The 16,147-nt window shown below is 36.3% G+C and carries 9 protein-coding genes; 8 read left to right on the top strand and 1 reads right to left on the bottom strand.

Annotated features, from left to right (window positions below):
- The first annotated feature begins 185 nt into the window (after nucleotides 1-185).
- From LUA90_RS05175 to LUA90_RS05165, 3 genes are read left to right on the top strand one after another with little or no spacing between them, the layout of a single operon-like run.
- On the top strand, nucleotides 186-1,334 hold the full coding sequence (locus tag LUA90_RS05175; RefSeq protein ID WP_231490541.1) for a hypothetical protein: 1,149 nt from the start codon (nucleotides 186-188) through the stop codon (nucleotides 1,332-1,334).
- Nucleotides 1,335-1,336: 2 nt separating this feature from the next.
- Nucleotides 1,337-2,836, top strand: coding sequence for a regulatory iron-sulfur-containing complex subunit RicT (ricT, locus tag LUA90_RS05170; protein ID WP_231490540.1), 1,500 nt, complete (start codon nucleotides 1,337-1,339; stop codon nucleotides 2,834-2,836).
- Nucleotides 2,805-3,296: a gliding motility lipoprotein GldH gene (locus LUA90_RS05165; RefSeq protein WP_231490539.1), complete on the top strand. Its 492-nt coding sequence runs from the start codon at nucleotides 2,805-2,807 to the stop codon at nucleotides 3,294-3,296. Before ricT ends, LUA90_RS05165 begins: the two co-directional genes overlap by 32 nt.
- Here LUA90_RS05165 and murF read toward each other — a convergent pair whose 3' ends face one another.
- Nucleotides 3,297-4,595 (bottom strand): UDP-N-acetylmuramoyl-tripeptide--D-alanyl-D-alanine ligase, encoded by a 1,299-nt coding sequence (gene murF, locus LUA90_RS05160; protein WP_231490538.1) that lies wholly within the window; start codon nucleotides 4,593-4,595, stop codon nucleotides 3,297-3,299.
- Nucleotides 4,596-4,680: 85 nt separating this feature from the next.
- Between murF and LUA90_RS05155 the strand changes: the two genes are divergently transcribed.
- From LUA90_RS05155 to LUA90_RS05135, 5 genes are all read left to right on the top strand, one after another.
- Entirely contained in the window at nucleotides 4,681-7,176 is a 2,496-nt protein-coding gene (locus tag LUA90_RS05155) for a M14 family metallopeptidase (RefSeq protein WP_231490537.1), read from the top strand.
- A 252-nt stretch (nucleotides 7,177-7,428) separates the two neighbouring features.
- Complete coding sequence (locus LUA90_RS05150; RefSeq protein ID WP_231490536.1) at nucleotides 7,429-10,599, top strand: SusC/RagA family TonB-linked outer membrane protein; 3,171 nt, start codon at nucleotides 7,429-7,431, stop codon at nucleotides 10,597-10,599.
- 11 nt (nucleotides 10,600-10,610) lie between these two features.
- A complete protein-coding gene (locus tag LUA90_RS05145) occupies nucleotides 10,611-12,101 on the top strand; it encodes a SusD/RagB family nutrient-binding outer membrane lipoprotein (RefSeq protein ID WP_231490535.1) in 1,491 nt (496 codons plus the stop codon).
- A 65-nt stretch (nucleotides 12,102-12,166) separates the two neighbouring features.
- Nucleotides 12,167-12,847, top strand: a complete 681-nt coding sequence (locus LUA90_RS05140) for a hypothetical protein (RefSeq protein ID WP_231490534.1) — start codon at nucleotides 12,167-12,169, stop codon at nucleotides 12,845-12,847.
- Between the two features lie 306 nt (nucleotides 12,848-13,153).
- Nucleotides 13,154-16,129, top strand: a complete 2,976-nt coding sequence (locus LUA90_RS05135; protein WP_231490533.1) for a SusC/RagA family TonB-linked outer membrane protein — start codon at nucleotides 13,154-13,156, stop codon at nucleotides 16,127-16,129.
- Nucleotides 16,130-16,147 lie beyond the last annotated feature (18 nt).

Below are 16,147 nucleotides of genomic sequence, written 5' to 3'. Positions count from 1 at the left end.
TAAATTAAAATCTAAATGCTGATTAACTTTTGATATTTGCTGGTCTGTTTGCAAATAATTATACCATCGTTTTTCGATAACTTAAATGGCTCATCTGTAATGATATAGAATCGGATAGGTTTTGTTTGGGTCAAAATCTAAGTGGAATTTACCTTATTTCAATTCAAATTCTTATTTTGCACCAAATGCAGTTTAAAGAAATAATAGGACAAGAGCGGATTAAACAACAATTGACGCAGACGGTAAAAGAAAACCGGATAAGTCATGCCCAGTTGTTTTTATCGCCTCAAGGTGCTGGCGCTGTGCCACTTGCCATTGCCTATGCTCAGTACATAAATTGCTTAGATAGAACCGAACAAGATAGCTGTGGTTTGTGTGGCAATTGCCGCAAATATGAACGGCTTATTCACCCGGATTTACATTTTTCATATCCTTTTTTTGCTTCAACAAGTATAAAAACAGCTGTTGATGTTTTGGAAGAATGGCGAAGTATGGTTTTGAGTGATGCTTATTTTGACATGGATGTTTGGCGCTCAAAATTAGATGCAGGTAATAAACAGCCAAATATTCCAATTTCAGAAAGCCACGATATTATCAAAAAATTAAGCTACAAAGCTTTTGAAGCCGAAACCAAGGTTTTAATTATGTGGTTACCAGAATATTTGGATAAAGCCGGTAATGCACTGTTAAAATTAATTGAAGAACCGCCTGCAAATACATTATTTATCTTAATTGCTCAAAATCAGGAGCAAATTTTAACTACAATACTTTCGCGTACGCAAATCGTTAAAATTCCAAAACTGACCAATCATGAGGTTTCAAATTATTTGTTACAAAACACTAGTTTTAGCGAAAATCAGGCAATAGATTATGCTTTTTTAGCAGATGGAAATCTTATTGAAGCAAAGGCTTTGGCGGCCGATATGCAGAATGATAGCTCCGGAATTTTTGCTTCATGGCTAAGAAATGGTTATAGCAATAAAGTGCCCGATTTAATTGAATTTACAGATGAAGCGGCAAAATGGGGCCGGGAAAATCAGAAGAACTTTTTAAAATACGGAATTAATTATTTGAGAGAATGTTGCTTAATTATCAGCGGAGCTGAGGCATTGGTAAAACTACCTCCACTCACGCTCGAAACAGCGAAAAAGTTAAGCACCCATGTGCTTACCTTACCAATGGCTGAAGCCATTATAGCCGAATTAGAAAAGGCACATTACCATATTGAAAGAAATGCAAACCCAAAAATTCTCTTTTTAGATGTATCTTTACAATTGGTAAAAATTATCAGGTTTAAAACGCTCCCTACGGGGACTCAATATATATACAATTAGCTATGGGATGTGGAAGTTGTTCTACTGGTGGTGGTTGCACCCCTAATGGATGCAAAAGTAATGGCTCTTGCGGTACCGGTGGGTGCCAAACAATGGAAGTTCACGATTGGCTATCCAACTTGGATATGCCTTCAAACTATAAACCTTTTCAGGTTACAGAAATAAAATTTAAAGGTTCTCGCAAAGAATTTTTCCTTAATACGGATAACATTTATCTGGAAATTGGAGAGCTTGTTGCCGTTGAAGGTCCAACAGGTGGTTTCGATGTAGGGCACGTTTCTTTAACCGGAGAACTGGTTCGGGTGCAAATGAAACGCCGTAAAACCAGTATGGATCAGGTTACTAAAAAAATATACAGAAAAGCTACAGAAGCTGATGTTGAAAAATGGAATGCAGCCAAGGGAATGGAATGGGAAACCATGCATAAAGCCCGTAAACTGGCTTTGGATTTACGTTTATCGATGAAAATTAGCGATGTAGATTATCAGGCTGATAAAACAAAAGCAACATTTTTTTACACTGCCGATGGACGTGTAGATTTTAGAGAGTTAATTAAAAAGATGGCCGAAAGTTTCCGTATTCGTATAGAAATGCGCCAGATTGGTATGCGTCAGGAAGCCGGGCGGTTAGGTGGAATTGGCTCTTGCGGTCGCGAGTTATGCTGTTCTACCTGGTTAACTAATTTTAAAACGGTTTCTACAGCTGCGGCACGTTACCAAAATCTATCTCTAAATACTTTAAAACTTGCCGGCCAATGCGGTAAATTAAAATGCTGCTTAAACTATGAGTTGGATACTTATTTGGATGCCTTAAAAGATATTCCGGATAGAATTGAGAACCTAGATACAGAGGCAGGTTATGCCCGTCATCAAAAAACGGATATCTTTAAAAAGGTAATGTGGTTTAGTTATCAGGGCGATGAAAACTGGATTCCCGTAGCTGCGGCAAGGGTTAAGGAAATCATGGCGATGAATAAAGCCGGTAAAAAAGCGCCAAACTTAAAAGAAGAAGCGGTAAAAATTGCTGCGCCGGTAATTGTAGAGAAATCTTTCGATTATGAGAATGTTGTTGGGCAGGATAGTTTAACCAGATTAGACGAACGTACTAGAAGTAAAAACAACAACAAAAATAAAAAGAATAAAAACAGTCAAAACAGAGGAGATAAGAGTCCGGGTGTAAATCCTAATCAGCGCCCCCAAAATTCAGAGCAAAAACAGGGTGGGAATAAGCCACAAAATGTTCAAAAGCAACAGCCTAATCAAGCACAGAGAGCTCCACAACAGGCTGTGCCTAAGCCTGCTTATGTAAACGGTCCAAAACCTCAGCAGAAAAGTCAAAAGCCCCAAGCAGAACAGAAACCGATTGTTGCTGGCGCAGATGAAACGGCTCAGGTTGACGGTGTTAAAGCTGAGCAAAATAAAAACAGTAATAGAAATAATAGAAGGAAAAACAATAATCGCCGCAAGGAAAATGGCTCAGATAACAAACCAGCTGCTGAATAGAAAATTTCCAATCTTATTCTGCTTTTTATTAATTGTTATATTTTTTTCCGGGTGTAAACCTGCCGTTGTTGATAGTAATAATGAAATCACCGATCGCAAATGGACTTATAGAAATCGAATAATCACTTCGTTCGAAGTAAAAGATTATGCCAAAAGCTATAATTTATATTTCAAATTAAGGCATACAGCAGATTATAAATATTCGAACATTTTCATCCTTGCTCACTTCATCGATGGTAAAAATATTGTAACTAAAAGATACCAGTATAAGCTTGCTAAAAATGATGGCGAATGGCTTGGAAGCGGCTCAGGTAATATTTTTAATTACAGATTACCGCTTTTAACTAAGCATCGTTTTCCAAAAAACGGGAAGTATTCTATAGAAATTGAACAAAACATGCGTGATAATCCATTATTGGAAATCACCGATGCAGGTATTTTGGTCGAAGAGGTGGAATAATTATAAATACTGTAGCAAACTTTCCAGTTTCATCCCTCTGGAACCTTTTAATAAAACAAGATTGTTATTTACAGGATTTTCCTGCAAAAAATGGGCGGCTTCAGCAGGTGTTTCGAAGAATAATGCATCTATTTCATCTTTCAAAACATAAAAATACTTTCCTATCAGGATAATTTTATCCAGTCTGCTTTGTTCGGCTTGCTTTGCAATAATTTCGTGTTGCGCAGCAGATTCCGGTCCTAACTCGAACATGTCGCCTAAAATCACCGTTTTTTGTTCAGCAGATAATGTTGATATATTGCTTAAAGCAGCGCTCATGCTGCTTGGGTTTGCGTTGTAAAAATCACAAATTACCGTATTGGTTTCAGTTTTGGTTAATTGTGAGCGGTTATTTTTAGGTTGGTAATTGGAAAGGCCTTGGTTTATCGCTTCTGCATCCATGTCAAAGAAATCGCCAATGCAAATGGCAGCTAAAATATTCTCGAAGTTGTAACTTCCAGTCAGGTTTGTTTTTACTGTTGATGAAACTTCGTGATTTGTCCATTCTACCTCGATAAACGGGTCGCTGTTTTTTAAGCTACCTTTAATTGTGTTACCGTTTTCAGTGCCATAATAAATGAGTTTGCTTAAACCTGCAGTTGCACACATTTCTAGCAAATGTTTATTATCTCTGTTAATAAATGTGTAACCATTTGTTTCTTTGAGATAGGCATAAAGTTCGGCCTTACCTTTTTTTACACCTTCAAATCCACCAAAACCATCTAAATGCGCCATGCCTACATTTGTTATAATGCCATGTGTAGGTTGTGCAATGGTACAAAGCAGCTCAATTTCTTTTTGATGATTGGCGCCCATTTCGATAATGGCAACCTCTACATTGTTAGTTATAGAAAGAATAGAAAGCGGCACACCAATGTGATTATTCAAATTGCCGAAAGTGGCAAAGGTTTTATATCGCTCTGCTAAAACGGCATTTACAAGTTCTTTACTGGTTGTTTTACCATTGCTGCCGGTTAAACCAAGTACCGGAATTTTTAATTGCTTACGATGGTGGCGGGCTAAATCCTGCAAGGCAGATAGTACATCCTCAACCAGTAAACAGTTATCATTGGCGTATTTCTCCTCATCAACTATAGCATACGATGCACCTTTTTCAATAGCTTGCTGTGCAAATTCATTTGCATTGAAATTGTCGCCTTTTAGCGCAAAAAAGATGCTGTTTTTAGTGATGCTTCTTGTATCGGTTGATATTGAAGGGTTTGCCTGAAATAAATTGTATAGATTTTCGGTTGTTAACATATCCATCGTAAAAAATGTGCTGTAAAATTAAGCTTTAGCATCAACAAAAAACAAAATTTGTACATTAGGTAAATTTTATTTTAAAATGAAGAAAACCCTAACGCTTTGCTTGTTTTTGCTGAATTCTATTTTATTTGTGTCTGCTCAGGTAAAATCGCCTGATGAATTTTTAGGTTATGAACTGGGCACGTATTTTACGCCCCACTATAAGGTAGCAGATTATTTCAGGCAAACAGCATCTGCTTCTTCAAAAAATGTAAAATTGATTGAATATGGTAAAACCAATGAGGGAAGGCCTTTAATGGTGGCTGTTATTTCATCGCCAGAAAATATATCAAAAATTGAACAAATTCGAAGTAATAATCTTGCAATAGCAACAGGCAAATCCGCAGGTATTGATTTAGCAAATCAGCCTGGTATATTATGGTTAAGCTATAATGTGCATGGAAACGAGGCAAACTCAACAGAAACCTCAATGAAAATGCTTTACAACCTTGTTTCAGGTACCAATCAGCCCGCCAATGGATGGTTAAAAAATACGGTTGTGATTATTGATCCGTGCTTAAACCCAGATGGAAGAGACCGCTACGTAAATTATTTTAACAGCGTTGTTGGTAAAACACCAAACTCCGATCCTACCTCTAGAGAGCACATTGAGCCTTGGCCAGGCGGAAGGCCAAACCATTATTATTTCGATTTAAATAGAGATTGGGCATGGCAAACTCAGCTTGAAAGCAAGCAAAGGTTAAATTTATATAACCAATGGATGCCTCAGGTTCATGTAGATTTTCATGAGCAAAGTTACAACGAGCCTTATTATTTTGCACCTGCCGCAGAACCGGTTCATCAGAATATTACGCCTTGGCAAAGAAGTTTTCAGGTTGTGGTTGGTAAAAATAATGCTAAATACTTTGATGCTGAAGGCTGGCAGTATTTTACTAAGGAACGGTTCGATTTACTTTATCCATCTTATGGCGATACCTATCCTTTATATAATGGTGCAATTGGTATGACTTACGAGCAGGGTGGCATCAGGGCTGGTTTATCGGTTGTTACTAATGATGGAGATACCTTAACGCTTAAAGATAGAATTGCTCACCATTTTACAACAGGGATGTCTACCTTAGAGGTTACTTCCTTAAATCATACAAAGCTTTTGGATGAGTACAAGAAATATTTCCAGCAAGAACTGAGCACTTCTCCAGGCGTTTACAAAAGTTATATTATTAAAGCAACAAATTTATCTCGCTTAAAAAAGCTAGCTGAACTTTTAACTAAAAACAAAATTGAATTTGCTTTTGGTGGCGATAAAGGCGGGAGAGGTTTTGATTATGATACACAAAAGGAAGAGAATTTTACCTTGGGCCGTAATGATTTAATTGTTAGTCTTCAGCAATCGCGAGCAGTTTTGGCAAATGTCCTTTTAGAACCGAAAACGGTTGTAACAGATTCAAATACTTATGATATTACTGCATGGGCATTGCCTTATGTATACGGATTGAAAGCTTATGCAAGTAAAGAAAATATTAAAGGTAAGTACAGTGCAATGCAAGAGAGTGAAATTGTTTCTAATGATTTGGAAAAACCATTAGCCTGGTTATTTAGTTGGGGAACAAGTGAAGATGCACAGGTTTTAAGCGAATTGCAGAAAGAAAATATTAAAGTGCGACAAGCAGACCAGGCCTTTACCGTTGCCGGCAAGGAATATAGCGCCGGAACATTAATTGTGCTTAGGATGGAGAATGAAAAAACAGTTAAGGCATTAAGAGATAAAGTTATTAAAGTTGCTAAGACCGCGGGCAAACCCGTACAAGCCATAACCAGCGGATTTGTTGATAAAGGGAAAGATTTCGGCTCTTCGGTTTATCCGATTTTAAAACAACCAAAAATTGCAATAGTATCAGGTAATGAAGTTTCTTCTTTAGCCTTCGGCGAAGTTTGGTATTATATTGAGCACGATTTGGGCTTATCACCGGTAATTATTAATTCCAGAGATTTAAATAATCTCGATATCAACAAAATTAATACAGTTATCCTACCGGATGGAAATTATGGAACTTTTGTGGATGAAGGCTTAAAAGGTTGGATTAGTAAGGGTGGTAAACTTATTTTAATGGAAGATGCCATAGAAAGCGTAATAGATAAAAAAGGTTTCGACATTAAAAAGAAAGATGCTATTGTTAAAAAGGATGAAAAACCTGAACCGAGTAAACTCCTTTTTAAAGATAAAGACAGAGATGATTACGAAAACAGCATCCCCGGAGCGATATATAAAGTAAATATGGATGCCTCACATCCATTTGCATATGGTTTAGGCAAATTCTATTATTCATTAAAAACAGATCGTAAAATTTACGAACCTTTAACCAAAGGCTGGAATGTAGGGCAATTAGCTGATAAAAGCTTAATGGCTGGCGTTGTTGGCAAAAAAGTTAGGGAAGATTTAAAAACAGGCTTGATGATTGGCATTCAGGAATCAGGAAGAGGTAATATTGTTTATTTGGCCAACGACCCTTTATTCAGAAACTTTTGGGAAGGTGGCAAAACGCTTTTTGGTAATATAATTTTTTGCACTTATTAAAAGGCAACCTTTTCTGCTTTAACTAATTACCTGCTTCTAGCCTATTTGAAATGAATAGTTGCATCATTTTAAATAGGCTATAGTTTTATTAATCACTTTTGATTTTAATGTAACTTTAATGTTGAGATTAGGCTAGCATTATAATTTGAAATGTTAAATGTTAAAAAATGTTAAAGATAAATTTGGTGTTTTTGCCAAGTAACTATACATTAGCACTTTATTAACTATCATTAACTAACCTATTTTCAAATTATGAAAAAACTTCTACAAAGTTTGTTCATACTTATGTTCGTTGCTGTAACAGCAATGGCACAAGATCGAACAATCTCAGGTACGGTTACTTCATCGGCAGATAAATTGCCGATTCCTGGAGTAAGTGTGAAAATCCCTGGTGCCTCTGGTGGCGCTGTAACTGGTGCAGACGGAAAATACTCATTAAGAGTTCCTTCATCAGCAACTTCATTAGTGTTCAGCTCTATTGGCTTTACATCACAAACTAGAACTTTAGGTTCTGCAACTACAATCAATGTCGTTTTAGCAGAAGACGCAACAATGTTATCAGAAGTTGTTGTAACTGCATTAGGCGAAAAAAGAGAGGCAAGAGCATTAGGATATGCTGCAACTACTCTTAAAAGCGAAGTTCTAACCGTTGCAAAAAACACTGATATTAGTACTGCATTGGCAGGAAAAGTAGCCGGTGTACAATTAAACGGTTCTCCAAGTTCTTCATTTGATAATGCTTCTGTAATTGTACGTGGTATTAACGGTTTTACTGTAGGTTCACCTTTATTTGTTGTTGATGGAACGCCTGCTGATCAAGCTAACGTAAACATGGATAACATTGAAAGTATTACTGTACTTAAAGGTGCTGCTGCGACCGCATTATATGGTCAGCGTGCCTACAATGGTGTGGTAATCATTACAAGTAAAAAAGGAGCTAGAAATGGTGGTACTTCAATCGAAATCAATTCTGGATTAGCTATCGAAAAAACATCTTTATTGCCTGATTATCAAAACGAATATGCAGGTGGTTACAGCGGTCAATTCGAAAAATTTGTTTACAATCCTGCAATTCACCCTGCGGCATGGGCAGCTTTTAATGGTCAAAACATGTTAGATTATGGTGCAGATGCGAGTTTTGGTCCAAAAATCGACGGCACCACTTTGTACCGTCCTTATTATAGCTGGTACCCAGGTCAGGATTTCGGAAAATTAGTTCCGCTAACTGCTCAGCCAAATAACATTAAAGATTATTTAAAAACAGGTGGTAGTTATAACAATAGTATTGCTTTTACAACTGGCGGTGAAGGTTATAACCTTCGTGTAGGTTACACAAATCAAACCAGATCTCTTGTACAGGATAATGCTAATCGTTCTATGAACATTTTAAACGTTAACGGTTCTTACGATGTAAGTAAGAGATTAACGGTATCAACCGATTTTCAATTTGCAAAAGAAAACAGAATCGGTCAACCTTACGAAACTTATCGTAATGATGGGTTAAACGTTGTTCAAGGATTTAACCAGTGGTTCCAACGTCAATTAGATATGAACTATATGAGAGATAACCAGGTTTTAGCTGATGGAACCGTTACCTCTTGGAATATTGGTAATCCAAACGGAACTGGCGATTTATCTGAAATTACAACTCCTCAATATTGGGATAACCCTTTCTGGGTAGTTAAAAACAACTACAGAACGCAAAGAAACAACCGTATAGTTGGTAACTTAGGCTTAAAATATGATTTAGGCAGTGGTTTAGCATTAGCGGGTTTCTTAAGAGGAAATATTAATAATGAATCTGGAGATGAGCGCATGGCAACAGGCGGTTTACAACAAGATTATTTTAAAACGAGAAACTGGACAGATTCGGAATTCAACTACGAGTTAAACTTAACTTACAATAAAACTTTCGGTGATTTTACTTTAAACGCTTTGGCTGCCGGAAACATCCGTCATGAGAAAAGAGAAAGAATCAACATGGAAACAGCTGGTGGTTTAAGTTTCCCTAACTATTTCAATATTGCAGCTTCTTTGGCTCGTCCTACAGTTTCAAATGATTATTTCGAGAAAGAAGTAAGAAGTATTTTTGGTAAAGCATCATTAGCATATAAAAACTTTCTTTATTTAGATATTACAGCTAGAAATGACTGGTCATCAGTATTTGCTCCTGACTTAAACTCATATTTCTACCCATCTGTTTCAACATCATTCGTTTTCTCCGAGTTCTTACCTGCAGGTATAAAAAACACCTTATCATTCGGTAAATTGAGATTAGCATACGCACAGGTTGGTTCTGACGTGGATCCATATCGTGTAAATCTTCAATACAATACCTCTCCAGCTTATGGATCTAATCCTTCATTAGCGATTGGTAACGAATTTAGAGATGGTAGAATTGTTCCAGCTAAAACAAATTCATTTGAGATTGGTACAGAATTGAAATTCTTGAAAAATAGAATTGGTTTAGATTTCGCATACTATGTAAACAAAAACAAAAACCAAATTTTGGGCGTAACATTAAACGGTGCTACTGGTTATACAAGTAACTTAATTAACGCCGGAGATTTAACAAACAGAGGTTTCGAGTTTAGCTTAACAGGTTCTCCTGTTCAATCGAAAAATGTTAGTTGGGATTTAACAGTTAACTTTAGTAAATCAAAAACAATTGTTAACAAAATTACAGACCAACAAACTAACGTAATTTATCAAACAAGTACTTTCTTTAATAACACATTAAACTTACGTGAAGGTCAGGAATGGGGTTACATTTTAGGTCGTACCTGGAATCGTGACGCAAATGGTAATGTGATTATCGCGGCAAGCGGTTTACCAACATCTACGCCAAACCAATTTATAGGTTATGCTCGTCCTAAATTTAATGGTGGTGCTTACTCATCATTAAAAGTGTTCAATTTCGATTTAGCATTCTCTGTTGATTTCCAAAAAGGAGGTTTATTTAACTCTACAACTCGTGCATTCAATATGGGTAGTGGTTTATCACAAGAAACTGTTGGTGTTAATGATAAAGGAATTGATTGGAGATTACCTGTAGCTCAAGGTGGTGGTTATAAATTTGCTGGTGTACTGGCTAATGGTCAACCAAATACCAGATATGTAGATGCAAGTACAGCATTTTACAATGGTATGCAAACTGGTTCAGGTGAGTTATTCATGATCAGTGCATCATATTTAAAACTAAGAGAGGTTAGATTAGGTTATAACTTACCAAGCAAAGTATTAGCGAGAACTGGTTTCTTAAAATCAGCTAATTTAGGCTTAGTTGTTGGTAACGCATGGTTAATTTCTGCTCCTGGTAAAAAATATGGTGTTGATCCATCAGAGATTGAAAATTTCTGGCAAGAAGGCGGGCAGTTGCCATCGTCTCGTACATTTGGTCTTAATTTAAGAATTGGACTTTAATTTATAAGGATATGAAAAATATAAAAAAATATATATTTCTAGCTGTTGGGGTGGGTATTCTTGCTTCTGGCTGTAATAAATTTCGTGAGTTTGGCGATACAAATGTCGATCAAACCAGAGTAGCTAAAGCAGCTACAAAAGCATTGCTTACTTTTGCCATGCAGAAAAGCCAGGTTAACGGAGCAACAAATACAAATGCTACTACAACCTTATCTACAACAGGGGCAATTTTTGGGCAGCATATTTCAGAAGGTCCATATTTAACGGTTTCTCCGTTTAATGATGCCGGAAGTACGTTAAACCCTAGTTATTATGGTTTTTATTCTGAAGTATTAAAAAACCTTAACCAGGTAATTACTTTTGCTAGAGCAGGCGCTCCTGAAGCAGATCCTGCCGCCAATGGTTCTATCAACAATCAAATTGCTGTAGCCAGAATCATGAAGGCATACATCTTTTGGAAAATAACTGATAGATGGGGTGATGTTCCTTATACTGAAGCATTAAATAGTGCTAACATTACACCTAAGTTCACAAAACAAGAAGAAATTTATAAAGATCTTTTTAAAGAACTTAAAGAAGCTGTAGCGCAAATTGATGCTGGTGCTGGTCCAACCGGCGACATTATGTTTGGTGGTGATATGGATTCATGGAAAAAATTTGCTGCTACACAAAGGTTACTAATGGCGTTAAGATTATCTAAAGTTTATCCTAATGCGGGTGAATTTGCTGCAACAGAATTTGCTTCGGCAATAACTGCAACACCTTTAGCTTCGGGAGAAACTTTGAAATACACTTTCCTTGCAGGAGATCCGAACAATTTAAACCCTTGGTATAATAACTATAGCATTTCTAACCGTAATGACTTTGCAATTAGCAAAACTATAGTGGATATCATGAAAAATAACGGTACTGGTACCGATCCAAGATTACCTGTTTATGGTGAGGTTTTGGCAGGCAACCAGGTTGTTGGTTTACTATTTGGCGTTCAAACTCAGGTTAATATCCCTAATAGTTATAGCCGTATTGGTACAGCTTTGCGTGGCGCAGGTTCTCCGGCGTATATCTTTACCGGAGCGCAAGTTCAGTTTGCATTAGCAGAAGGTGCTAAGAGAGGTTGGATTGCTGGTGGAGATGCAACAGCTGCAAATTATTACAATGCAGGTATTGATGCTTCATTAACGCAATATGGTGTAGCTAACCCTGCATTTAAAACTGCTACAGGAATCCTTTATAATCCGGCAACAGCTTTACAGCAAATTGGAACTCAAAGATGGATTGCTTTATACTTAGATGGATGGGAAGCATGGTCTGAATTTAGAAGAACGGGATTCCCTGCTTTAGTACCAGGACCAAATTCTCAAAATGGTACAGTAATTCCAAGACGTGTAGGTTATCCAACTGCAGATCAAACTACAAATAGTGCAAATTACGCTGCTGCTTTGGCTCAGCAAGGTTGGACTACTAACAGTATCAACAATAGAATGTGGTGGGATAAACCATAATCTAAGAATATGTTAAATTTAAAGGAGCCTTATTTCAAGGCTCCTTTTTTGTTAAATTAGATATTATGAAGAATATATTTAAGTGCTTGGTTTTTATTTTAATAATGACGTCAGGAAATATTGCCTCTGCTCAAGAATTTTTTAGATTGAAAGAATCTATTGGCATGCCATTGAGATCAAGAAATTACATATATACAAAAGGAACACCATATTTTTTAACTGATTGGAGTGCCGGAGAAGTCAAACAAGCTGACGGTAAGATTTATAAAGACATGAAACTTAAGTATGATCAGCTTGAAGACGAGTTAATTTTTAAAGATTCGAAAGGAGAAGAACTTGGCTTTGCGATACCCGTTGTTGAATTTAAATTAAATTATACCCTCGATGGCTTACCAAAAACATCACTATTCAGAAATGGCTTCGCACCGTTTAAAGGGTCTACAGAAAAAAACTATTACGAAATTTTACATGATGGGCGAATAAAGCTGGCGAAGAAAAATGTAAAAAGGATTGAGCAATATCGAGAATACAATTCTGCTAGTACAACTAAATCGGTTATTGAAAGGATAAAATACTATACTATTATCAATAATGTTTTAACAGAATTTAAAAGAGACAATAAATCTATTCAACAAGTATTTGGCGAGAAATCAGTGTCAGTTCTTGATTATATCACCAAGAATAATTTAGATTTTAAAAAGGATAATGATTTAATAAAGGTTTTTGCATTTTACGAAACTTTGTAAGCCATATAATATTATAAGAATATTTTTCGAATATTAGGAATTCTACTTTGTTCACAACTGAGATGTTAGATATAATTTGTAAATGATTAGTCGTTGCCGATGTATATGGAAGTTTACATTTAATGAGCATTGCTTATACGCCGGTAAGTTCTTGTAAATGAGCAAATAAGATGTTTTTGTGGTGTTGTTTGTCATCTAAAAATCATAAAGCTTCGAATTTTAGTTAAAATTTGTTAAAAAATTCATTTGAGCTCTATATTTAGAATTCAAAATTGAACTAATTAATATTTAACTAACTAAAATTTCATGAAAAAACTTCTACAAAGTTTGTTCGTGTTGATGCTATTCGCAGTTTCTGCGTTTGCTCAGGAACGAACAATCACTGGTACGGTTACTGCAAAGGAAGATGGATTACCAATTCCAGGTGCCACTGTACGAATTAAGAACTCAAATGTTGGTACGACTACAAATGCAAATGGTCAGTATACAATTAAAGCTCCATCTGGCGCTGCTCAATTTGACTTCTCATCTATTGGTTATAACACCGTTACAAAGGCATTATCTGCTGGTAGTAATACACTAAATGCTGTGTTAGAAAATGATAACAGAGTTTTAGATGAAGTTGTTGTAACAGGTTATGGATCAGGGAGGAGATTATCAGGTACAGTTGGATCAGTTGCAACTGTTAGCGCTAAAACTGTTGAAAATAAACCAGTTGCTAATGCCCTCGATGCTATGCAAGGTAAAGTCGCAGGTCTAACTGTCTTCACCTCATCTGGTGAGCCTTCTTCAACTTCTTCTTTAAGATTACATGGTGTTGGTTCATTAGGTGCAAGTAATGCACCATTATTTTTATTAGATGGTATCCAAGTTGATGAAACTACAATTACCAACATGAACCCAAATGATATTGAGACAGTTTCTGTATTAAAAGATGCGTCTTCAACATCTATTTATGGGGCTCGTGCAGCAAATGGTGTAGTTTACGTAAGTACCAAAAGGGGTAAAGTAGCTACTGATGCTACGATTTCTGTTTTAGGACAATATTCTGTAGCTAATCCTGCTAGTGATAAATTTTATCGAAGCATGCTAAACACTGCACAGTTAAGTCAGTTACAAATTGAGCAAGGTTTAAGAACCCCTGCGGCAACTGCGGCATTATTAGCGCAGTATCCAAATGATACGAAATGGTATGACTATTATTATAAAAAAGACGTGCCAACATATCAAACAGATGTAACCGTTTCTGGTGGTGGTGGTAAAACTGCTTATTACCTTTCTGGTAGTTTCTTTGAAGGGGAAGGTAACAGATTTCGTTCTGGCTTTGATAGATATACACTTCGTTCAAACTTAACATCAACCCTAAATCCGTATATTAAAATTGGGTTGAACCTGGCTGCAGGTACATCAAATACCGAAACTAATGGATTAGCTGGTAATGATACTAACGGCCCATTGGCTTTATTAGCTCAGCCATGGTTTTCGCCATATGATGCAAATGGAAACGAATATTATGGTACAATTATACCAGGATGGGGTAGATATAGCCCTAGATACATCGCTGATAATACACCATTTAATAGAAACAGATTAACGTTTAATCCGACTGGATTTGTTGAAATTACACCATTTAAAAACTTAACCATTAAATCTCAAGGTGGTATTGATGGTTATATTGATAGAGAAACTAGTGCAAGATTGGCATCAGATGTTCGTTTTCCTGGTGCTGGAACATTATCTGAATCCTATTCAAGAAGGTTGAATAAAACAGTAACCAATACTATTGAATATAGATTCTCGTTGGATAGGCACAATTTTACTGTTTTAGGTGGTCAGGAATATGTAGATGGTATTACTCAGGACTTTGGTGCAAATACAAGCAGATTGGCAAATGATGGCTTATTTATCCTTCAAAACGGTGATGCTTCTAATAGAGGAGTGAGTTCATTCAAGTCTGAATATTCATTTAAATCTTTATTCGGTCGTTTAGAATATAACTTTAGTAGTAAATATTTCTTAGATGCTTCAATCCGTGAAGATAAGTCGTCTCGTTTTGGTGCAAACAAACAATCTGCAACTTTTTGGTCTGTTGGTGGTATGTGGAGAGCTAAACAAGAAAATTTCTTGAGAGACCTTAGCTGGTTAAATGACCTTACTGTTAGAGCCAGTACTGGTACAAGTGGTAACTCTGCAATTGGTAATTATGAAAGTTTAGCTACCGCTGCTGGAAGTTCAAACTATAATGGTTTGCCAGGCGTAATTCAAAGCGCTCCAGGTAATCCAGATTTAGGATGGGAAAGACAACAAAAAACAAGTGCTGGATTCAAAGCATCGTTCTTAAATCGCATTAGATTGGATGTAGAATTTTATTATCGTGAAACTAGCAACCAATTAATCAATGTGCCTCAGGTATTTACAACTGGTTATTCTTTAGTTAGAACCAATGTTGGTGCTATTCAAAACAAAGGTGTAGATATTACATTAGATTTTGATGTTTACACGAATGATGAGCACAGAGCCTTCATAACACCATACATCAATGGTAATATGAACAGAAATAAAATTACTGATTTGTTTCAAGGTAAAAACTTTTACGTGAATCCTGGAACGGGTGTATTATGGGCAATTGGTGAACCTGTTTCTTATGTTTATCCAATGTGGGCAGGTGTAAACTCAGCAAATGGCTTACCTCAATGGTATGTGCCTAATGCAGGTGATGCAAGTATAGTTACTAGAACTGATCCTAATGCTGTAACCAGTAGTTTTTCTGCAGCTGGCTTACAACAGAATACTGGTATTCAGCGTTATGCTTGGTTAAATGGTGGTTTTGGATTTGCATCAGGCTATGAAGGTTTTTATCTGAATGTCGATTTCACATATTCAAAAGGTAAATATATGATCAATAATGATAGATATTTCTTTGAAAATCCAACATCATTCCCTGGATTTAACCAATCTACAACAGTATTGGACTATTGGAAAACGCCGGGACAAAATGCAACCTTTCCTAACTTAACACAACAGTTTACTCAGTTCGACAGCAGATTGATCGAAGATGCTTCATTCATTAGATTGAAAAATTTGCAATTTGGTTACAACTTGCCAAAATCGATTTTAGATAAAACTAAAGCTCTTAAAGGCGCAAAACTTTTCTTTCTTGCTCGTAACTTATTAACTTTTACAGAATATACAGGTCCAGATCCGGAGATTGATACAAACGTAACTCTAGGTGCTTATCCTAATACAAGGCAAGTTGGTTTTGGTTTACAATTGACGTTTTAATAAATAAAGAAATATACT

This window comes from Pedobacter sp. Leaf170 (assembly GCF_920984665.1).
GTDB lineage: Bacteria > Bacteroidota > Bacteroidia > Sphingobacteriales > Sphingobacteriaceae > Pedobacter.
Note: the sequence above shows the minus strand (reverse complement) of the source record. Positions and strands in the feature narration are given on the sequence as shown.